General features: G+C 37.4%; 22 protein-coding genes. 21 read left to right on the top strand and 1 reads right to left on the bottom strand.

The features are described 5' to 3' along the window. Positions 1-16: 16 nt before the first annotated feature. From AA0X71_RS16080 to AA0X71_RS15990, 19 genes are all read left to right on the top strand, one after another. Complete coding sequence (locus tag AA0X71_RS16080; RefSeq protein ID WP_413356319.1) at positions 17-1,360, top strand: MmgE/PrpD family protein; 1,344 nt, start codon at positions 17-19, stop codon at positions 1,358-1,360. A gap of 65 nt (positions 1,361-1,425) precedes the next feature. Next, a complete protein-coding gene (locus AA0X71_RS16075; protein WP_413356317.1) occupies positions 1,426-3,039 on the top strand; it encodes a UGSC family (seleno)protein in 1,614 nt (537 codons plus the stop codon). A gap of 64 nt (positions 3,040-3,103) precedes the next feature. Continuing rightward, positions 3,104-4,975 (top strand): TRAP transporter permease, encoded by a 1,872-nt coding sequence (locus AA0X71_RS16070; protein WP_413356316.1) that lies wholly within the window; start codon positions 3,104-3,106, stop codon positions 4,973-4,975. Next, positions 4,972-5,871: a DUF6282 family protein gene (locus AA0X71_RS16065; RefSeq protein WP_413356314.1), complete on the top strand. Its 900-nt coding sequence runs from the start codon at positions 4,972-4,974 to the stop codon at positions 5,869-5,871. The genes AA0X71_RS16070 and AA0X71_RS16065 overlap by 4 nt, the downstream gene beginning before the upstream one ends. After that, positions 5,861-6,763 carry a DUF1932 domain-containing protein gene (locus AA0X71_RS16060; protein WP_413356313.1) on the top strand — a complete coding sequence of 301 codons (903 nt, stop codon included), beginning with the start codon at positions 5,861-5,863 and terminating at the stop codon, positions 6,761-6,763. The genes AA0X71_RS16065 and AA0X71_RS16060 overlap by 11 nt, the downstream gene beginning before the upstream one ends. Beyond that, entirely contained in the window at positions 6,760-7,812 is a 1,053-nt protein-coding gene (locus AA0X71_RS16055) for an Ldh family oxidoreductase (protein WP_413356312.1), read from the top strand. Before AA0X71_RS16060 ends, AA0X71_RS16055 begins: the two co-directional genes overlap by 4 nt. 15 nt (positions 7,813-7,827) lie before the next feature. Next, positions 7,828-8,220 carry a PaaI family thioesterase gene (locus AA0X71_RS16050; RefSeq protein WP_413356310.1) on the top strand — a complete coding sequence of 131 codons (393 nt, stop codon included), beginning with the start codon at positions 7,828-7,830 and terminating at the stop codon, positions 8,218-8,220. Positions 8,221-8,222: 2 nt separating this feature from the next. After that, complete coding sequence (locus tag AA0X71_RS16045; RefSeq protein WP_413356309.1) at positions 8,223-8,660, top strand: MaoC family dehydratase; 438 nt, start codon at positions 8,223-8,225, stop codon at positions 8,658-8,660. Positions 8,661-8,700: 40 nt separating this feature from the next. Beyond that, entirely contained in the window at positions 8,701-9,858 is a 1,158-nt protein-coding gene (locus tag AA0X71_RS16040) for an MFS transporter (protein WP_413356308.1), read from the top strand. A gap of 194 nt (positions 9,859-10,052) precedes the next feature. Then, the gene (locus AA0X71_RS16035) at positions 10,053-10,292 is read left to right on the top strand and encodes a NifU family protein (RefSeq protein ID WP_413356307.1); all 240 of its coding nucleotides are present in this window, start codon (positions 10,053-10,055) and stop codon (positions 10,290-10,292) included. 77 nt (positions 10,293-10,369) lie between these two features. Beyond that, complete coding sequence (locus AA0X71_RS16030; RefSeq protein ID WP_413356306.1) at positions 10,370-11,359, top strand: TAXI family TRAP transporter solute-binding subunit; 990 nt, start codon at positions 10,370-10,372, stop codon at positions 11,357-11,359. Between the two features lie 376 nt (positions 11,360-11,735). Beyond that, complete coding sequence (locus AA0X71_RS16025; RefSeq protein WP_413356305.1) at positions 11,736-13,307, top strand: ABC transporter substrate-binding protein; 1,572 nt, start codon at positions 11,736-11,738, stop codon at positions 13,305-13,307. 84 nt (positions 13,308-13,391) lie between these two features. After that, the gene (locus tag AA0X71_RS16020; protein WP_413356303.1) at positions 13,392-14,342 is read left to right on the top strand and encodes an ABC transporter permease; all 951 of its coding nucleotides are present in this window, start codon (positions 13,392-13,394) and stop codon (positions 14,340-14,342) included. Positions 14,343-14,356: 14 nt separating this feature from the next. Continuing rightward, complete coding sequence (locus AA0X71_RS16015) at positions 14,357-15,253, top strand: ABC transporter permease (protein WP_413356302.1); 897 nt, start codon at positions 14,357-14,359, stop codon at positions 15,251-15,253. 43 nt (positions 15,254-15,296) lie between these two features. Next, positions 15,297-16,313 carry an ABC transporter ATP-binding protein gene (locus AA0X71_RS16010; RefSeq protein WP_413356301.1) on the top strand — a complete coding sequence of 339 codons (1,017 nt, stop codon included), beginning with the start codon at positions 15,297-15,299 and terminating at the stop codon, positions 16,311-16,313. Continuing rightward, positions 16,294-17,289 (top strand): ABC transporter ATP-binding protein, encoded by a 996-nt coding sequence (locus AA0X71_RS16005; protein WP_413356300.1) that lies wholly within the window; start codon positions 16,294-16,296, stop codon positions 17,287-17,289. Before AA0X71_RS16010 ends, AA0X71_RS16005 begins: the two co-directional genes overlap by 20 nt. Before the next feature lie 47 nt (positions 17,290-17,336). Beyond that, positions 17,337-17,726 (top strand): OsmC family protein, encoded by a 390-nt coding sequence (locus AA0X71_RS16000; RefSeq protein WP_413356299.1) that lies wholly within the window; start codon positions 17,337-17,339, stop codon positions 17,724-17,726. A gap of 180 nt (positions 17,727-17,906) precedes the next feature. After that, a complete protein-coding gene (locus tag AA0X71_RS15995; RefSeq protein WP_413356298.1) occupies positions 17,907-18,389 on the top strand; it encodes a riboflavin kinase in 483 nt (160 codons plus the stop codon). A gap of 33 nt (positions 18,390-18,422) precedes the next feature. Beyond that, a complete protein-coding gene (locus tag AA0X71_RS15990; RefSeq protein WP_413356297.1) occupies positions 18,423-18,893 on the top strand; it encodes a hypothetical protein in 471 nt (156 codons plus the stop codon). Between the two features lie 39 nt (positions 18,894-18,932). Here AA0X71_RS15990 and AA0X71_RS15985 read toward each other — a convergent pair whose 3' ends face one another. Continuing rightward, entirely contained in the window at positions 18,933-19,292 is a 360-nt protein-coding gene (locus tag AA0X71_RS15985) for a Lin0512 family protein (RefSeq protein WP_413356296.1), read from the bottom strand. A gap of 188 nt (positions 19,293-19,480) precedes the next feature. Between AA0X71_RS15985 and AA0X71_RS15980 the strand changes: the two genes are divergently transcribed. Then, positions 19,481-20,596: a sugar ABC transporter substrate-binding protein gene (locus tag AA0X71_RS15980; RefSeq protein WP_413356294.1), complete on the top strand. Its 1,116-nt coding sequence runs from the start codon at positions 19,481-19,483 to the stop codon at positions 20,594-20,596. A gap of 87 nt (positions 20,597-20,683) precedes the next feature. Further along, entirely contained in the window at positions 20,684-22,204 is a 1,521-nt protein-coding gene (locus AA0X71_RS15975) for an ATP-binding cassette domain-containing protein (RefSeq protein ID WP_413356293.1), read from the top strand. Positions 22,205-22,208 lie beyond the last annotated feature (4 nt).

Raw genomic sequence — 22,208 nt, 5'->3', positions numbered from 1 at the left:
GCGTATGAGGAGTTGTATGAAAATGAGAGCGATGACAGAAGAGTTAGCGAACCATGTAGCTAACTATAAAAATATGACTTTGACAGAAGATATTCTCCAGCAGGTGAAAAGGGTTTTACTAGATTATTTCTGTTGTGCTATCACAGGTTCGCAAACAGTTGTTAGTAAACAGGTCTTTCAAACATTACTGGAATTAGAAGGAGAAGGGGACTATAGCGTCATTGGCCATAAGAAAAAACTATCAAAAACAAATGCGGCTTTTATAAACGGAACGAGTGCTCACAGCCTAGATTTAGATGATGGACATACGAAAGGCTCAATTCATCCTGGTACAGTGGTCTTACCACCTATCCTTGCAGAAGCAGAGAAAAGAAAACCGAACTTTGATTTATTAGCTAGAGCGATTGTCATTGGATACGATGTTTGTTTGAGAATTTCCTCAGCTATTCACCCTTCGTCACGGAAACGAGGGTTTCATAATACACCTGTGGCAGGCATATTCGGTGCTGTTGCGGGACTATGTGTCCTGAATGAACTTAAAAAAGAAGAAGTACAAAATGCCTTTGGAATTGCAGCCAGCTTTGCTGGGGGAATATTTGCTTTCCTAGGAACGGGTGCAGAGGTAAAACGAATTCATCCTGGCCAGGCTGCTCGTGATGCAATATTGGCAGTGGAACTCTCGGTTAAAGGGTTGACGGGTCCAAAGTCGGTATTAGAATCTGAAAATGGCCTTTTTCAAGCCTTTGCTGGTGCAGATATTTCAAGTGAAAGATTATTACAGGACTTAGGAAAAACATTTGAGATTTCGAACATTTACTTTAAACCATATCCATGTTGCAGACATATTCATTCTTCAGTAGATGCAGTCTACAAGTTAAAAGAAAAGAACGAACTAAGGGTAGAGGATATTGTAAGTATTCGAGTAGGGGTTAATAGTATTGCTTATAAACATCGACATCATGAATGTCAGTCGCTTCTTGATGCACAAATGAGCCTTCCGTATACAGTAGCACTTGCTCTGCTGTACCCGACACTGGAAATTCGTCACTTTGCTCCTGAGCATTCTACAGAGCAATGCAGAAATTTGGCTAGTAAAGTAGAAGTTTATATCGATGAATACGCAGAAACAGTGTATCCAAATGAAAGAGCGGCAAAAGTAGAAATAAATTTTGCTAACGGAACCAATTTAATGGAATTGGTTCACAATCCGTTAGGTGAACCGTCACAACCTTTAGATGATGCTCAATTAGCAGAAAAATTCTATCGGAATTGTCAAGCGATTATTGGAGAAGAAAAGACAGAAGAAATGATCGCAAATATTTTCAATATAGAAAAGGAGATTGATTTTCTTTATAGATAGTTTCATAACAACGATATTGCAACCGATTACAAAAGTGGATTCAAAAAATCAAAGGGAGTGAGCAAATGGAAAGAATAGATGTGCTAAACCCTGTTGCTGTGACAGTCAAAAAAGATAAAAATGAAGTTTCCAAGCTTGAACAGCTTGAAGGGAAATATGTAGCTTTTCTAGATAATTTAAAACCCCAGTCCGATAAAGTACTGAATGGAATTCGTGATTATTTTGAAGAGAAAGGTATTCGAACAAAAGTATTTAAGAAAATTGATACACCCACAGCAGTACCAGATATAGTGGTACAAGAGGTTCAAGATAAATATCATGCAGTTATTACTGGAGTCGGTGACTGAGGATCTTGCACATCATGGAGTGTCCATGATTCGATTACATTTGAAACACTAGGAATTCCTACTGTGACCATATGCTCGGAAGTGTTCCAACCGTTAGCATCGATGGAAGCGGAAGCGAAAGGTTTTCCAGATCTGGTCATTAAAGAAGTTCCACACCCACTTGGTAGTTCCTCAGATGAGCAAGCATATCAGTATGGGCTTAATATTGCCGATGAAGTGGCTCGTTCTTTGACAGAATCTTCAATGAAAATAGATGAAATGTCTCATGTTAAGGACTTTGAACCGATATCATTTGAAATAAACGCGGGCCCGCTTGATTTCTTCGATCACGTTAACGATTATTTTTACGAGCAAAATTGGTCAGATGGTTTGCCAATTATTCCTCCTATACCAGAGCGAGTCAAAACAATGCTTGAACAGACTACACTTAATCCAAATGGATCACTTGGTGAATTTCCACCTTCATGGGCAACAACGACAGTGGAAAAAGTGGCAGTTAATGCGGTAATGGCAGGCTGCAAACCAGAATATTTTCCAGTTATTTTAACAGCTGTAAAGGCTTTGTTAGATAAAAAATTTAATTTATATGCGATCCAGGCAACTACGAATCCCGTTACACCACTAATTGTTGTAAATGGTCCAATTGCTAAACAATTAAAGATGAATAGTAAGGCAAATGTATTTGGGCAAGGAAATACGGCTAATCTCACAATTGGAAGAGCGATTCGTCTTTGTATGCTAAATATTGGCGGAGCATTGCCAGGTGAGATGGATAGGGCAACCCAAGGTCAACCTGGAAAAATAAGTTTCTGTATAGCAGAAAATGAAGAGGATAATCCTTGGAATGCCCATCATATTGATTTAGGCTACACTTCTGAACAAAGTACGGTGAGTGTATTCGGTGTAGCTGGCACCCATAATATTCTTGAGCAAACAAGTACAAATGCCCAAAATTTACTGATTATGATTGCAGGTTCGATGACACCGTTAGGAATCAATAATATGACGATTGGTGGAGAGGTCTTATTAGTATTTTCTCCAGAGCATGCAAAACTTATTGAAAAATGTGGGTTCTCCAAAAAGGATGTCCAAAAATTTCTATATGATTATGCACGAGTTCCAATCAGTATGTTCCCTGAGGAAACGAGAAAGCAGCAGCTCTTTAAGAGAAGAGAAAAGTGGTTCGCGAATGTTCCTGAATATTATTCAGTTCCAGTGGTCGATTATTCAGAAGACATCAAAATACTAATTGCTGGAGGAGATGGGGCTCACACAACTTTTATGCCATCATTTGGAGCATCGAGTAGAACAGTTACAAAGTTAATAGAGTAAGCGTTTCTATACATTGTGCGTGAAATGTTAGGAATTGATTAACTGTAGAAAGTGAGGGAACTAAATGGTGAAAAAGATCGTTTTCATTGTTGCATTGGCGACTTCGTTATTCACAATTTATACAGCAACCTTTGGACAATTTACACCTGTACTTCAACGTGGAATTTTCATAGGATTGATGTTGCTTCTTGTATTTTTACTATATCCAACTAGCAAAAATAAAAAAATACTCCGAATCATCGATGCTATTGCGATTGTAGGAGTGATTTCTTCCATTACTTATTTATATATTTCGTATCCAACGATCGAAAGTAGAATTGGGTATGTGAATCATGCTGATACCATTTTTGGCCTTATTTTGGTCGTTCTCCTGTTAGAAGCATGTAGACGTGTGACAGGTTGGGCTTTAACAATTATTGCTGGAATCTTTTTGGCTTATGGTTTTTTTGGATATTTAGTTCCTGGGTTTTTTGGTCATGAAGGCTACACATTAGCTCGTCTTATGTCAACGATGTTCTTAACGACTGAGGGAGTTTTTGGTTCAGCCCTTGCGGCAGCGGCTACGTTTGTAGCGATGTTTATCATTTTTGGAACCTTCCTTGAAAAGGGAGGGGCAGGTCAAGTATTTATCGATTTAGCTATGGCGATTGGTGGCCGAAGAAGAGGAGGTCCAGCCAAAGTTGCGATATTTGCAAGTGCTTTAATGGGATCTGTCAATGGAAGTCCAGTTGCCAATGTGACAACTACTGGAGTATTTACGATCCCATTAATGAAAAAAATTGGTTATAAAAAAGAAGTGGCAGGGGCTGTCGAAGCGGTTGCGTCAACAGGGGGATCGATTCTCCCACCAGTTATGGGAGCAGGGGCCTTCATCATGGCAGAAATGGCTGGATTACCATACTCCGCCATTGTAACAGCAGCAATTATTCCTGCTTTGTTGTACTACTTATCTATTTATATGGTTGTTGATTTTGAAGCTGCCAAAAATAAGCTAGAAGGTTTGTCAAAAGAAGAAACGCCAGACTTGAAAGAAACGCTAAAAAAAGGATTTTTACTTCTACTCCCATTATTTGTCCTTATTTTCTTTTTGGTGTTCGCCAAAATGTCTGTGACGAGATCGGCACTATATTCAATTTTGGCCGTGATTATCGTTAGTTTCTTTACGAAAGATAAGAAAATGGGCTTGAAAACATTGATTGAGACCCTTGTAACAGCAGCCAAAAGCATGATGGTCGTCTCAATTGCATGTGGTACAGCAGGTATCGTTGTAGGGATTATTACACTTTCAGGTTTAGGGTTAAAGTTATCTGGAGTCCTCCTTGCGGTTGGTGAAAATTCCTTATTTTTCACTCTATTACTGACAATGATTGGGGCTATCATCATAGGAATGGGTCTCCCGCCAACCCCTGCATATATCGTATTCTCGGTTTTAGCTACACCAGCGTTAGTCCAATTAGGAGTTCCGTTACTTGCTGCCCATTTGTTTGTATTCTATTATTCTTGTTTCGCTCCAATTACACCACCTGTAGCATTAGCAGCCTTTACAGCCTCAGGGATAGCAGATTCCAAACCATTTAAGACAGGATGGATAGCATTTTTGTTTGCACTTCCAGCGTTTATCATTCCATTCTTGTTTATTTATGGACCGGAATTAATGGGGCAAGGGACATTGCCATCCATTATATACAGTGTGATAACTGCCTCTATTGGAGTTATTGCCATGGGTGCGGCATCAACGGGATGGTTTAGAAAGAAGCTGGTAATTATTGAAAGAATAATGTTGCTTTTAGGTGGAATTATTTTGGTGATTCCAGGCTTATGGTCTGATTTAATAGGGGGCGTTATGCTTGTGGCTGCTTTCATCTTAATCCAGATTAGAAAGACTGAGGTAGCAAATGTCAATAACAATAACCAAGTAAAAGAGGTTATGGAATGAGTGAATATAACGAAACGATTAAACGTTTATTATTTCAAGCAGTGGAATTTCATGTTCATTTTGCTCCAGATGGATTAACGAAAAGAAAGAATGACGCCTTTGAACTTCTAATGGAAGCAAAAGCAGTTGGAATGAAAGCGGTGGTACTTAAAAATAAAAGCTTTGGGACAGGGGCAATCGCTCAGCTGGCAAATAAATACTGTGATGGTGCGATGGCGATTGGAGGTATTACGCTAGATTCAAGTGTTGGAGGAATAAATCCCGAAGCCGTTGCGATTGAAGCGGCAATGGGGTCGGAAATCGTTTGGATGCCAACATACTCTTCTAAAAATGATCCGCATCATATGGACACAGAGAAACAAAAGATTAGAAACGGTCTAATGGTCATTGACAATAACGGCAAGCTAGTACCAGAGATAATCGAAATTTTAGAGATTATTAAAGAGAATAATATGATTTTGGCAACAGGGCATATTTCTCGAGATGAAATTTTTACATTATTTGATAAAGCGATTGAAATTGGCATAAAAAACCTGGTCGTTAATCATCCATTGACCCCATCAGTAGGAACGAGACTTACTCTTTCAGACCAAATCGAGCTTTCTAAAATCGGAGCCTATATGGATCATTGTTGGGTAGCGACGATGCCTAAGCACTCCCAGCTCCCAATAACGGAGTATGTTACAGCTATTCGGGAGGTTGGAGTGAATAAGTGTATTATGTCTACAGACTTTGGTCAAATTCATAATCCAACACCTCTTGAAGGATTTCGACATATGGTTCAAGCGCTCCTAAAAGAAGGATTTAAATTAGAAGAAATTGAACAAATGATTAAGAAAAATCCTACTGAACTTCTGGATCTTGATAAAGGAATGAACAAAAACGATGAAAAATGACTTGAAAATAGGTTTCATAGGTTTTGGGGAAGTGGCGCGATCGATTTCAGAGGGATTGAGTGGGCAAGGGCATAAGAAATTATTTGCCTACCATTATAAAGGACGTAATGTTTCGCCAACCATGTTGCAAGTAGCAGATAAACTAGGCGTTGTGTTCATGGAATCACAAGAGCAGTTTGCGAATGAATGTGATGTCATTTTTAATGTGACTAGAGCAGATGTAGCGATAGAATCAGCGACAAGGATGTTGCCATATTTAACAGAGAATCACCTCTATGTCGATTTAAATAGTGCTAGTCCTATCGTCATGCAAGAAATGGGAGAAATCTTTGATAAAAAGGGGAAATCATTTATTGATGGTGTCTTAATGGCACCGCTTCCACTAACTAAACACCAAGTTCCTATCCTCGTTTCTGGAAAGAATGCAGGAAGATTAGTAGATGTGTTACATCCATTAGGAATGAATATTGAAGTTTTAAAGGGGAGTCCTGGCACTGCATCAAGCATTAAAATGATTCGTAGCCTTTTTATGAAGGGATTTGCAGCGTTATTAATTGAAACTTATGTTGCAGCAAAACTTTCTGGAGATGGTTATGAAAATGTTATGGAATCGCTAAAAGAAACGATGAATACAATGTCATTCGATCGACTGTTAGAGCGTTTCTTAACAGGAACTCAACAACATGCGGAGAGAAGAATGATTGAAATGGAAGAGGCAATTTCATATGTGTCTCAATTAGGAATGGAGCCAGTCATGACAAAAACAACAAAAGAATTGTTACAGCTAATCTCTGAAAATAAGAAAAAGATCGAAAACACGGTATTAAACAATACAAAAGATGAATTGTTTTTATTTTATAAACAGGTCTTTCATGTGGAGGATAGTCCATGAATGAAGATAAAGTGTTTTCCTATGAAATATTAAATAAATTTACGCATCAAATATTTTTGCAAGTTGGATTGCGCTCTGAAGATGCAAAAACAATTGCTGATCATCTAGTGGGGGCAAGTTTAAGAGGTGTAGATTCACACGGATTAAGTAGAATTCCCATATATGCAAAGAGGATGCGAGAGGGACTTGTTAGTATTCATGGAAAGATCGAAGTAAATGAAAAGGGAGCAGCGGCAGCACTTGTCAATGGAAATAATCTGCCGGGTATTTTAGTAGCTCAGGCGTCTATAGAACTTGCGGTTGAAAAGGCAAAAAATACTGGAATTGCGATAGTGGGAGTTAAGCATTCAAATCATTGTGGGATGTTAGCAGCTTATGCAAAATATGCAGTTAAGGAGAATATGATTGCCTTATTAACTTCAAATGCCTCTCCATCCATGGCACCTTGGGGTGGGCAAGAAAAGTTCTTTGGAACAAACCCTTTCTGTTATGGTCTCCCTGCTGGAGAGGAAGATGACATCATTTTAGATATGGCAACGAGCGTAGTAGCTAAAGGGAAAATAAGGATTGCCGAGAAAAAGCAAGAGAACATTCCAGAGGATTGGGCGATTACGCATGATGGTCGAAGAACAACAGATCCGAGCGAAGCATTACAAGGGTTAGTCCTTCCGATGGCAGGACCGAAGGGATATGGAATCGTGTTGTTAAATGACTTTTTGTCTGGTATTTTTACGGGAGCGAATTATGGACCTTATATATCTTCAATGTTTGAGTCAAAGAAACAAGGGGTGGGACATTGTTTTATCGTCATGAGGCCTGATCTATTCCAATCACTTGAAGAATATCAGAAAAAAGTAGATAACTATATAACTCAAATACGTCAGGTTCAAAAGATGAAAGGAATTGAAAGAATTTATTTACCTGGTGAAATTGAATTGGAGAAAGAAGCCATTAGAAGAGAAGAAGGAATTCCACTGTCAAAATCAATGTACCAAGAACTAAGTGAAATTGGTTCAGAACTGGGAGTTACTCTTGACCCGGTCAGGTAATAAGGGGGGCAATACATGGCTAAATCGATCAAACAGCAAAGTCCTTTTTGGGATTACATAAAGATGCAGGAAGTTGTTTCAAATAATGGGTATGGTGAAGTGGAAATTAATATATCTCCTCAGCTATTGCAGCGTAGGGGGCATGTGCATGGTGGAGTCATTGCTACACTTGTCGATGCATCAATTGGTTGTGCTGTACGCTCCCTACTTAAAGACGGAGAAATTTCTGCGACTGTCGAGTTGAAAACAAATTATATAAGACCAGCAATAACGGGGAAATTAATTGGTAAAGCAGAGGTCGTTCAACGAGGAAAAACGATAGCAGTAGGTGAAACAAAAGTTTTCAATGATGAAGGAAAATTGATTGCTATGGGCGTGGCTACTTTCATCATCAAGGAAAAGGGATGAAGATGGCTAAGTATTGGGATGATTTCCTTGTAGGAGAAACGTATACAAGTGAGAAGAGAATGGTTTTGGAAGAAGATGTGGAGCGCTTTGCGGAGATCTCAGAAGATATGAATCCTTTACATCTTGATGATGAATTTGCGAAAGCAACACCATATGGAAAGCGAATTGTTCATGGAATGTTGGTTCTTTCCAAAGTGACTGGGCTTCATTATGGACTAGGAGTTTTCAAGGGAACATCGTTGGGGGTCGTAGAAATTCAATGGAAATTTAAAAAACCTGTTTTTATTGGAGACAGCATTCAGTTTGAAGCTCGGGTAGAAAATAAAATCGAGACTTCAAAAAAGGATAGAGGGATCCTCGTACGTTCGATTCAAGTCAAGAATGAACATGGAGTAATTGTTCAGGAAGGTAAATTTATCAATTTAATAAGAAGAAAATGAAGTTGAATGTGATATTAAACTAAAAAAGGGGTCCTTAACAGTGCAATTATGGATGTTTCTAGGAATCCAACTGATCGTATCAATCGTTTTACAAGGAACGAAGCCAATTGTCTCTTTGTATGCCGATTCCTTAGGAGCATCATCTGTTCAAATTGGAATTCTAGTATCTGCATATGCTTTTCTACCGATGTTATTTGCTATTAAAATTGGAAAAATACTTGATCGTATCGGTGCGAAAAAATTAACTCTATTTGGTGCAATAGGTATGTTGGTAGCTGTCAGTGCCCCCATTTTGTTTCCTAATTATTATGCACTACTTTTTACCCAACTGATTATCGGTTGTTCTGTTATTTGCTGTCTCATTTCGATGCAGAAAACAATTGGGAATTTATCAGGAAGTCGTGATAAACTCATTGCTCTTTTTAGTTTAATGGGAGCTGTTGGAGAATTCATAGGACCCATACAAATGAGTTTTATATATGAGCATTTTGGGATTAAAGAAACCTTTTCGGTCAGTATTATCTTCCTTATTGTTGTTATTGTTATTGTAACTGCTTTACCAAAAACCTCTTGGAAAAAGTTAGAATCGGCTGCTCCAAACAAACACAGCACCTTTTCCCTTCTGGCAAATAGTAATCTGAGAAAAGCAATGATTACTTCAGGTTTAGTATTAAGTTCAAAAGATCTTTTTGTTGCCTATTTCCCCGTATATGCTACTGATATTGGCTTCAGACCGAGTACGATTGGGATTATTATTTCAGTCAGCGCTGCAGCGGCAATGTTTGTAAGAATCTTTCAATTTCCTTTAGTCCATCGTTTCGGCAGAGGGAGGGTACTTACAGCAACCTTACTTATCAGTGCTATTTGTTTCATTTTAATTCCACTATTCTCACAAATTTATATTTTATTACTCGTTAGTGCCATGTTAGGAATGGGTCTTGGATTAGGACAGCCATTAAGTCTCGTCTTTGCACTTAATGTTAGTAAAACGGAGCGACATGGAGAGGTATTAGGACTGAGGCTAACAATTAATCGAATATCTCAATTTACAGCTCCGTTTGCCTTTGGAGGAATTGGAATGTTAGCTGGAGTTGGAGCAATTTTCTATCTCATTGGTTCAGTCATCTTTACAGGCATGTTTTTTACAAAAATGAGTGGTGAAGAGGCTGAAAAGGTTAATGAGAAAAATATCTCATAGAAGAAAAGATTGTTAATAAAAATAACAGTAGAAACGGTATTTTGTTAAGTTTCTAAACAGGGAGGATATTTTCGACTATTCCTTGTTTCATTATATAATTGATAATTATGAATTTTTAATGAATTTCCAAAGAGATAAAAGTTGGCATCAAACTTGCTATGATATTACTGTATAAATATTTAGGAGGGGTATGAATGAAGGAAGAAATTTTAGAAGCATTAGATATGTTTAGAAAAACGCTTCAAGCAGACGGAGCTGATCTTCAAGTTCGTAATGTTGATTCAGAAAATATTACGATGGAATTAGTCATACAAGATGAGACTTGCCTCGATTGTATTGTTTCGAAGTCGATTATGAGTAATATCATTGAAAGTCAGCTCAAGAAAAAGGGGATTTCATTTGAAAATCTTAATTTAGAATATCCAAATATTTAAGTTTAGTATTTTTATATTTAGAATGAAAGCGTTGCCAAGGGAGAAGGAAATAAAAAACGAAGAGAGAAGGGAATAATTTGGGGAAGAATATTTTAAATAGAAAAATAGCCTTCATTTTTATCGTAGCTTTCTTATTTAGTAGTATTTTAGCAGCTTGTTCTGGCCAGTCATCTTCGAATTCTGGAAACACTAAACAATATAAAATTGTGACAGCAACAACAACGGGTGCCTATTACCCGGTAGGTGGTGTGATGGCATCCATTTTAAGTCAAATGGATGGATATAATTTTACTGCGGAAGCAAGTGGGGGATCTCAAGAAAATGCTCGCTTAATCGATTCAGAACAAGCACAAATTGGCTTTTTTGGAGCAGATACTAGTTATAATGCTTACCATGGTTTAGAAGCTTTTACCGATAAACCTATAAAATTAGCAGGATTAGCGCAAATTTACTCCAACCCATTTCATGTAGTTACATTAAAAAATAGTGGAATAGAGTCAATTGCTGATTTAGAAGGGAAAAAGGTTGCAGTTGGCGCACCTGGTTCAGGAACATCTGGTAAGGCTAAGTTAATTCTAGAAGCGTATGGCTTGATTTTTGATGAAAATATGAAAGCAGAGTATCTTGATTTTGCTGAGGGTTCTGACGCTTTGATTGATGGAAATGTCGATGCGGTCATTATTTCTGTGGGCTTACCTTCAGGAAATGTTCAGGAGCTTGCTACTTCACATGAGATTAAATTAATCGGATTTGAAACAGAGAAAATTGATCAAATAAGAGAAGAGTATCCGTATTTCACAGAGACTACGATACCAGCTGGCACATATAAAGGAATTGATGAAGATGTAAATGTCATAAGTGCACCAAATGAAATTAATGTGGACCCTGATTTAGACGAGGATTTTGTTTATGAAATTACAAAAATACTCTATGAAACAAAATATGATGATTTTGTTGCTTCCCATGCAAGTATGAAAGATTCAACATTAGAAATAGCTCCTAATACGAGTGTACCTCTTCACCCTGGTGCAGAAAAATTTTATAAAGAAAAAGGGTTGATTGAATAAATTCCAAAGTGTCGGAAAAAGACTATAGTCAAAAACTGGAATCCTAGGTTATTGTGGGTTTCAGTTTTTTTCTTGTAGATTCAATTAATTTAATAGCGCATTTCAAGCTAAAAACGGATGTTTACGATGAGCATTCGTGATATATAAGTCTTGACCGAAATTTTATAAAGAGAAGTGTGGTAATTGTTCGTTTTTTAATTCGTCTTGTACATTGTTAAATGACTCGATTTTTTTCTTTCAATTATTTAATTTATCCATTTTCATACATTGACAACACATAGGTAATAGGTTATGATTCTTCTAGTCTATAAAGCCTATTAAATAGGTAAGAATTATAAGAGAAGTTATCTATTAGTTTCAATTGGAGGTAATACATATGAATAAAAAGTTTTTGGGAATTTTGATGTTCCTAGCATTGATTGCTTTTATAGCCAGTGGATGCAGTAATAATGAAAAAGAAACTGAAGGCTCAGAAGAGGGCGCAAGTAAAAACTACAAGGATGAAATTAATATTGCAGTTACTGCTCAACCACCAACACTAGATTCAGCAATGACTGTGTCTCAAGTGGCTTTAGATATTGCAGGAAATATTTTTGAAACTCTTTATACATTGAATGAAGATTATGAACCAACTCCAATGTTGGCCGAATCGGCTGATATTAGTGAAGATGGGAAAAAGTATACGTTTAAGTTAAGAGAAGGTGTTCAGTTTCATAATGGAAAAGAAATGACTTCTGAAGACGTAGTAGCTTCCATGAATCGTTGGTTAGAAAAGTCTTCACGTGCAAAATCGTTACTAGTGAATGCGAAGTTCGAGGCAGAGGATACCTACACAGTTGTACTTAATCTAGAGACACCTGCTTCGGATGTTCTTATAATCATGGCATCACAGGCGAATTTCCCTGCTATAATGCCAAAGGATATTATTGATTCTGCACCAGCTGAAGGAGTAACGGAGTATATTGGTACAGGTCCATATCAATTCGACGAATGGAAGCAAGATCAATATATTAAACTTGTTAAATATGAAGATTACCAAGCGGTAGAGCAGGAAGCGAGTGGCTTTGCTGGAAAGAAGGAAGCTTTCCTTCAAGATGTGTATTACCATTTCGTAACGGATCATTCAACAAGAATTGCTGGAATTCAAACTGGTGAGTATGATATTGCTGATAGCATTCCGACGGAAAGTTATGAACAATTAAGCAGTATGGACAACATCAATGTATATACATTTGTCGGTGGCACATTGACCATGTTCTTTAACACAAATGAAGGTGTTCTAGCTGATGTAAATGTGAGGAAAGCGATTAATACTGCATTTAATATGGATGAAATCATGATGGCAAGCTTTGTGAACGAGGATCTTTACACGTTAGACCCTGGTTATATGAATCCAAATCAAGTACAGTGGGCAAGTGTAGCTGGTGAAGAAGTCTATAATCAAGCAGATATTGAAAAAGCTAAATCCTTAATTGAAGAAGCAGGCTATAATGGTGAAGAAATTACACTGTTAACTACTCAAGATTATGCTGAAATGTACACAGCAACTACTGTTGTACAGGAACAACTAAGACAATTAGGATTAAATGTAAAAATTGACAACTATGATTTTCCAACATTTTTGGAAACAAAAAATGATTTAACAAAATGGGATATCTTTATTACAAGTAATGGGTATCAATTAACACCACCACAGTTGTTAGCTGTTAATCCTGAATGGGCAGGATTGAATGATTCAAATGTATCAGGGTTATTGACACAAATAAGAGAAGCGACAACCCCAGAGGAAGCAAAAGCGAAGTGGGATGAGCTTCAAGCGTATTTATATGAAACATTATCTTCCACAGTACTTGGCCAATATAAGAGCATTCTTGCAACCACTGATAAGCTTGAAGGCTTAGAAGTATTCGAAGCTCCTGTAATTTGGAATACAAAAGTCATCGAATAATATGAATCCTCCATTGCTATTGTGCGGTGGAGGATTAAATATATTATTGAGATGGAATTATTCGGTATAAGGGGGAATTGTCATTTGTTAAGCTATCTTTTAAAGCGTATATTTTCACTTATCCCTGTACTTTTTGTCGTTTCAGTGGCGATTTTTTTAATTGTACATATTACACCAGGTGACCCAGCTGCAATTATTTTAGGAATGGAAGCGACCGAAGAACAAATTGAAAATTTGAATGCAGAACTAGGTCTTAATGAACCGGTCTATAAGCAATATTTAGTGTGGGTGGGTGGTGTACTTAAAGGTGATTTTGGGCAATCGTATTTTATGAAGGAATCAGTTTTAGATTCAATATTAAATCATCTAGGTCCAACAGTTTCCTTAGCCATTTTAGCTGAGATTTTCGCTTTAATTCTTGCGATTCCGATTGGGATTTTTGCGGCATACCGAAGGGGAACATTGACAGATCATACTCTTATGATAGTCTCCTTGTTAGGTATGGCAGTTCCTAGTTTTCTATTAGGCTTATTACTTATGCTTTCCTTTGGAGTCTACTTCCAGTGGCTTCCGATTGCAGGTTATAAACCATTAACTGAAGGTTTGTGGACTCACCTCAGATATTTAATCTTACCGGCTATTTCGTTAGGAACGATTCAAGCAGCCTTAGTAGCTAGGATGACACGTTCTTCAATGCTTGAGGTTCTTAATAAAAATTATGTGAAGACAGCTAGAGCGAAGGGTGTTAAAGAACATAAAGTAGTTACTAAGCACGCTCTTCGGAATGCATTTCTTCCTATTTTAACAGTTATTGGTCAATCCTTTGGTACTTTGGTGACGGGAGCTGTGGTTGTAGAAACTATCTTTAACTTACCTGGCTTAGGTCAATTAATTATTAATTCGATAGAACGAAGGGATTTTGCTGTTATCCAAGGTGTTGTGCTCTTTGTTACTTTAATCTATGTCTTCATTAATTTGATCGTTGATCTACTATATGGCGTTATTGATCCTAGGGTTAGGCTCGAGCGAAAGTAGAGGGGAGGTTTAAAATGTCTAGCTTAGAAGAATTAGAAAGGACTCGGAATATAAAAGCCAGTCTTAAAAAACAGCAACGGCAGTTAATGTGGCGAAGATTCTTTTCAAATAAATTAATGGTAATTGGATGCGTTATTTTCATTACCCTCACAATTATTGCTTTAATTGGTCCTTCTTTATTGTCATATGACCCATATGAGATGAAAGTCGCAGAGAGATTACATGCACCTAGTGAAGAACATTTGTTAGGAACAGATGAATTTGGTCGGGATCTTTTAACTAGAATTGTGTATGGTGCACAAGTTTCGATGGGGGTTGGCTTAGCCGTTACCTTAATTTCATCTTTATTAGGGTTGATTATCGGACTATATGCAAGCTATTATACCATTCTTGATCATATTTTGATGAGAATCTGTGATGGATTAATGGCAATTCCGGGAATTTTACTAGCTATTGCTTTAATGGCAGCTCTTGGTCCATCACCTACTAACGTCATAATAGCTTTAACGATTGTGTTTACGCCAAATATTGCAAGAATTGTTCGATCTTCTGCATTGGTGATAAGGGAACAAACTTTTATAGAGGCAATGCATGCACAAGGTGCTTCTGCTACTAGGATTATTTGGAAACATATCGCACCTAATACTGTTTCACCACTTGTAGTCCAAGCTACTTTCGTCTTTGCAGAAGCCATTATTTCAGAAGCGGCACTCAGTTTTTTAGGCGCAGGAATTCCAACACCTGACCCAAGCTGGGGAAATATATTGCAGGCTGGTAAGCTAGTCATCTATAAGGCGTGGTGGATGGTTGTTTTCCCTGGATTGGCGATTATTTTATCCGTCTTAGGCTTAAATTTCCTTGGAGACGGGTTGAGAGATTTTATTGATCCTCATAACTCGAGAAAAAAATAATATATTCTAGTATCGAATCTTCTATTTAGGGAGGAGGTCAAACATGGTAAAGCAACCTCTTTTAAAAGTGAATAATTTAAGTACTCGCTTTCAAACAGATCGTGGTACTGTAACGGCGGTTGATGGTATTACATTTGAGATTAATGAAGGAGAAATAGTTGGTGTCGTAGGGGAATCAGGGTGTGGGAAAAGTGTTATGTCTCAGTCAATTATGAGACTTTACGATGAAAAATACACAGCTTCGTATAGTGGTGAAATTCTATTTAATGGTGAAGATGTATTAAGTCTGTCAAAATCGAAAATGCAAAAAGTACGAGGTAATGATATATCCATGATCTTTCAAGATCCTCTCAGTTCTTTAAATCCGGTATACACGATTGGTGATCAAATTCGGGAGTCATTAAGGATTCATCAGAAAATAACGAAGAAAGAGGCTCGCGAAAAAGCAATTGAACTGCTCAGACTTACTGGTATACCAGCACCAGAGAAAAGGGTAAATGAGTATCCACATCAGTTGTCAGGTGGAATGCAACAACGAGTTATGATTGCGATAGCTCTTTCATGTCAACCTAAGTTATTGATTGCAGATGAACCTACAACGGCACTTGATGTTACAATTCAAGCACAGATCCTCGACTTAATTGTTGAGTTAAATAGAGAATTTGATATGGGTGTTATTTTTATAACACACGATTTAGGGGTTGTTGCAGAAATATGTACCCGAGTAATGGTAATGTATCTTGGACAAATAGTGGAAGAAACAGATACAGCTAGTCTTTTTTCTGAACCTCTCCATCCATATTCAAAAGGGTTAATTAAATCAATTCCACAATTAGATGGTGAACGTTTGCAGGAACTCTATACGATCGAGGGGACAGTTCCTCCTTTAAATGTCATTTCGAAAGGGTGTCGCTTTGCCTCTCGATGTCCGTATGCAGACGATATATGTCGGGAACAAGAGCCAGAACTAGAAACACATAGTGCCAATCAAAAAGTTAGATGCTGGCACTATAAGAAGATACTGGTAAAGGAGGTTGAGTATGACTGTTCAAACGAATAAGGTCATTACCCCACTTCTTGAAGTGCAAAATTTAAAAAAATATTTTCCAGTTACAGGCCCCTTTGGACGTTTAGGGGGAGTAAAGGACTATGTAAAAGCGGTGAACGATGTTACTTTCCAATTATATGAAGGGGAAACATATGGATTGGTAGGTGAATCAGGATCTGGAAAAAGCACTACAGGACGAGCAATTCTAAGATTAACGGAACCAACCGAGGGAAAAGCTATTTATCGAGATCAAGATATTTTCTTGGCATCTAAGAAAGACATAAGTAAAATACGTAAAGATTTACAAATGGTTTTTCAGGATCCCTTCTCCTCATTGAATCCAAGAAAACGAATTGGTCAGACTTTAGAAGAACCTTTAATTATCCATTCGCTCGGAAATAAGAACGAGCGAAGAGAACGGGTTTTTGATATGTTAGAGAAAGTAGGTTTAAGTGCCGAGCATTATTATCGTTTTCCTCATGAGTTTTCTGGTGGCCAACGTCAACGAATCGGCCTAGCTAGAGCGTTGGTTGTGAATCCGAAAATAGTGATCTGCGACGAGCCGGTATCTGCTCTGGATGTATCGATACAATCTCAAGTTATTAATCTAATGCGGAAAATGCAGAGTGAATTAAAACTAACGTATCTTTTCATCACGCATGACATAAGTGTTGTTCGTCATATATCAGACCGAATTGGTGTCATGTACCTAGGTAATATTGTTGAAGAGGCGCATAATGAAAGTATTTTTTCTTCACCTCTACATCCTTATACACAAGCATTGTTTTCTGCTGTTCCAAGAACAAACTCTCAAAACAAAAGAGAAAGGGTCATATTAAAGGGGGAGATCCCTTCACCATTAAATCCTCCATCAGGCTGTATGTTTCATACTAGATGTCCTTTTGCTATGGAAAAATGTAAAGTAGTGGCTCCACAACGAAAAGAGATGAATCTTGGGCATTTTGTATCTTGTCATTTATACGAGTAGTTAGTCTCTTATGAAATCTTGTAGGTTTAATAGAAGGAGTGAGAAGATTGGCAGTTATTAAGAGGGAACAAGGTAAGGTAGGAATTTATAATAATGTTGGGCTTCAAGTAGAAGGAAGTTTTTCAGCGAATATGGAAGGGCTCAACCCAAAGGAATTATTTGAGGCGTCATTAGGTTTGTGTATTACGATTGTTCTAAATAGATTGCTAGAAAGAGATGGTATAGAAGTAAAAGATGATGATATCTTGATTGAAGTGAATGCGATTAAGGCTAGTGATAGTCCGTCTCGCTTTGAACAATGTGAAGTGGGAATTTCATTACCTGATAACTTTTCGGAAGAATATAAAAAGAAGTTGATTGTCTCTGCAGAACGTGCTTGTACAATCGGGAATACCTTGAGGAAAGGACTTAAAATACACACAGAGAATTTGAAATAATAGTAATAGGGCCTGGAATACTTATTAGAAGAGTCCAGGTTTTTTTTGAGTAATTTTTCCAACATCATTTGCGTTCAAAACATGAATATGGTCTAATTAATTGGTAACCATATTAGTGTTTGCGCTATTTTTATACTAATTTATATAAAAAGTATGATATATAATTGAGGGGATTTTTTTATGAAGAATGAAGACAGTAAAATAAGTAGTAATATCCGTCACCTGATACAAAATGGTGAAATAGAGGAAGCTAATTCACTGTTAAATCATCGATATACAATTACTGGTCTAGTTGTTCATGGACAGGCATTGGGTCGTGAACTGGGTTTTCCTACAGCGAATATGCAACTGAATGAAACGTATGTGCTTCCGAAGGCAGGAATCTATGTCGGGAAGGCTGTTATTCAGGAAGAATCATCAAATGAAAGCCAATGGAATGTTCTCATTAGTGCCGGCTACCGTCCAACCGTAAAAGGAAAGGACTATTTAATAGAAGTCCATTTTTTAGATTTTAGCGGAGATCTGTATGATCGAACAATTTCTGTTTCCTTCTTACACTATTTACGTGAAGAAATTAAGTTTGATGGCTTGGATCCACTAATCGAACAAATGAATTTAGATAAATTAGAAGCGAAAAGAATATTAGAAATGGATACGAATTAATTTCCGTTGTGAAGAAATGGTGGTAGGGGATATTTGAAGTTATTTATGATATTTAAAGATTGCTTATTGTTGCCGCAAAAAGATGCAATGTTACGTTTAAATCGGCTCCAGATGAAAAATACTTTTTTATACTATTTTGTTTTATTAATTATTTTAATTGTTCCGTTGGAAATCACGGTACTGCAGGAAAATGCCACAGGGTCAAATGACTTTTATATCACCCAAGTTCTTATCTTATATCCTTTTTTTATGATTTTCTACGCATTAATTGGGATTTCCATGTTGACATTCATTACTGTGCTAATTGGAAAAGCGCTAAAGCGGAAGCTGAAGTTCCAATTCCTATGGAAAATGATTGCTTTTACGCTAACAAAACCTGTACTCGTTTTTGTGTTCGCCTATGTTCTAATTGGAAACCATACAGTTGTAAATGTATTTGTACTAGTGTTAACCTTCTTTAGCATTGTAAGGCTCGTATTAGCCTATCCTAAAAAGAAGATGTGATCAAAAACTACCACAGATGATTCTGTGGTAGTTTTTTTCTTAGTATCCAACCTCAACTGAAGCTACAACTATGTACATTAAGTCATTTTTGTCGCCCTTTTCCTCAAGGACAATTCCACTTGTTGTAAGCATACCACCATCCATTACTTCTACCGTTACCTGTCCATATGGTAAAGTGGCTTTTATCGTTTCAATGTCTAATTTGTCTTTATCACATGGTAAGGCGAGCTTTACATTTACTTTCATATTATCTAGGTTGTTATCTGGTAGGACTGTACGGATGCCTGGCATTGAGTTAAAGTGAATGGCATTTTTAATAGCACGGACTGCCGCTGTAGTGATGTCTTGACCATGTACATCAATTCCCATCCCTGTTTCGATAAACATTAATTGTTCCATATTCCTCTTCCTTTCCTTTGCTTTCACATAATATATTACCTCTTTTTAAGTTCAGTTGCTAAATAAAAGGATAAAAAAGTATAGGAAGTAATCAAAATATTACCATTTGTTAACGCTTTCAAACAGTCCTTTCCAATATATAATCAACTTGTGAATAAAAAATACTTTCAATTGAAAGGGGTTTCAAAATGAAAAAGGGGTTTAAAGTCATTTCATTATTATTCGTTGCGTTTATGCTGGTGGCATTTTTAGCAGCTTGTAACAGTAGTAGCAGTGGTGGAAGCAGTAAGGGAGTAAGTGTAGGAATTGTTTTGCCAACGAAGGATGAACCAAGATGGGTTCAAGATGAACAGCGTTTTAAGGATGCCCTTGCAGATTCCGAATATACAACAGAAATTTTATTTAGCCAAGGCTCTTCTGCAAAGGAAAAAGAGAATGTTGAAACATTATTAAACAAAGGAATAGATGTACTAATCATTAGCCCGCATGATGGTGAAGCTGCAGGAGCTGCTGTTGAAGCAGCCAAAAAAGATGGCGTGACGGTCATTGCTTATGACCGTTTAATTACGAATACTGATGCAGTCGATTATTACGTTACGTTTGATAGTATTGCTGTTGGAGCAGCGCAAGCACAATATTTAGTGGACAATACAGATGGTTCAGGAGTGCCTCTCTATCTATATGCTGGTGCTGCATCTGACAACAACGCCTTTTTATTCTTTGAAGGTGCTTGGAGTGTTCTTCAACCGAAAATTGCTGATGGTACATTCAAAATTGCCAATTCAAGTGAAGCGATTGCTTTACAAGATAAAGGAGAACTTACTCGTGATGAAATGAGTAAAATCCTTGGTCAGGTAACGACAAACTGGGATCCAAATGAAGCGATAAATAAAGCACAAACCCATCTCACAGCTGCTGGTGCAGACATGAAAGGGGATGTAGCGGTTCTTGCTCCAAATGACGGCACTTCACGTTCAATTGCTGACACATTTGCTTCAGATTCAGAGATTTCAAGCTATATCATCACAGGCCAGGATGCGGAGAAAGCTTCTATTCAATACATTATTGATGGCAAGCAATCGATGACTGTCTTTAAGGATGTTCGAACTTTAGTTAAAGATGCAATGGGTATGGCGGTAGATATTCTTGATGGAAATACGCCTGAAACAACAGGAACCTATGATAATGGTGAAATTGAAGTAAAAGCAAAACAAACGGATGTTATCGTCGTAAATCAAGAAAATGTGAAAATGGAATTAATTGATTCTGAGTATTATGAAGCAAGTGAGTTTACAGGACTTTAAGAATTAAAAAGAGCGTATAGGAATGAGGGATAGTGATAGATTCGTCTATCACTTTTCCTATTTATATGGTGTTGAGGGGGGATAAAGTTGCAGAAGTATATTTTAGAGATGAATCAGATTTCCAAGGATTTTAGTGGGGTTAAAGCACTGAGTGATGTCAATTTCAAAGTAGAAAAAGGAGAAATTCACTGCTTAATCGGTGAGAATGGTGCAGGAAAATCTACACTGATGAAAGTACTTAGTGGTGTACACCCTTATGGAACATATGATGGTGATATTGTCTTCGAAGGAAGTATTCAATCCTTCAATAAAATTAGTGATAGTGTCAAAGCTGGGATTGCGATTATTTATCAAGAACTGGCGCTATTTCCAGATCTCACAGTCTATGAAAATATATTTGCGGGTAATGAAGTAAAACGTGGGGGAGTCATTGACTGGAATCAAACCATTGTTCGTGCAAAGGAAATGTTGAATAAAGTTAAATTGGATGTGAATCCAGATACACTTGTGAAGGACTTGGGCGTTGGAAAAAGGCAGCTAATCGAAATTGCTAAAGCATTAAGTAAAGATGTTAAGCTTCTCATTTTAGACGAACCGACTGCGGCCCTTAATGAGGATGATAGTGAGAATCTACTAAAATTATTAAAAGAATTGAAATTACAGGGAATCACCTGCATTATGATTTCACACAAGCTAAAGGAAGTCATTCATATTGCCGATAGAGCTACCGTTTTACGTGATGGACGAACCATTTGTACGCTCGATGGTGCAAAAGGTGAGATTACTGAAAGCGTTATTATAAAAAATATGGTAGGTCGAGAAATAAATGATATATATCCAAAAAGACCAGATAACAAAATTGGCAAGAAAATATTAGAGTTAAACAATTGGTCCGCTTATGATCCACAGTTAGGGCGCCACGTCGTGAAGAATGTTCAAATGCATGTGAATGAAGGAGAAATTGTTGGGATATCAGGATTAATGGGATCAGGAAGAACAGAGCTTGCGCTGAGCATTTTTGGAAATGCGAAAGGTTATAGGCTTCAAGGAGATTTTTTATTTAATGATTCTCCTCATTCTTTCAAACATCCTAGTGAAGCGATTCATGCAGGAATCGCTTACGTGACTGAGGATCGAAAAGGGGATGGTCTATTCCTAAGTCAGGATATTAAAAATAATATCTCTGCTGCCAATTTAAATGAAATTTCCCCAAGGGGTCTAATCAATCAAAACGAAGAAATCAAAGTCGCGGATGAATATAAGAAGTCGCTCTATATTAAAGCTTCTTCTGTTGAACAAAGTGTTGGAAATCTAAGTGGTGGTAATCAACAAAAAGTCTCCCTAGGAAAATGGTTATTTGTCAATCCGAAGCTTTTAATATTAGATGAACCGACCCGTGGTATCGATGTAGGGGCAAAATTTGAAATCTATTCGGTCATGAACAAATTAATTAGTGAGGGGATGAGTATCATCATGATTTCCTCAGAGCTAGGGGAAGTGTTGGGCATGAGTGACCGAATTTATGTTATGGCACAGGCTGAAATAAAAGGAGAGCTGTCAAGTGAGGAAGCCACTCAGGAAAAGATTATGCAGCTTGCTACGCAATAGGAGG

Origin of the sequence: Robertmurraya phoenicis (assembly GCF_047302285.1) — a bacterium.
Classification (GTDB): domain Bacteria; phylum Bacillota; class Bacilli; order Bacillales; family Cytobacillaceae; genus Robertmurraya.
Note: the sequence above shows the minus strand (reverse complement) of the source record. Positions and strands in the feature narration are given on the sequence as shown.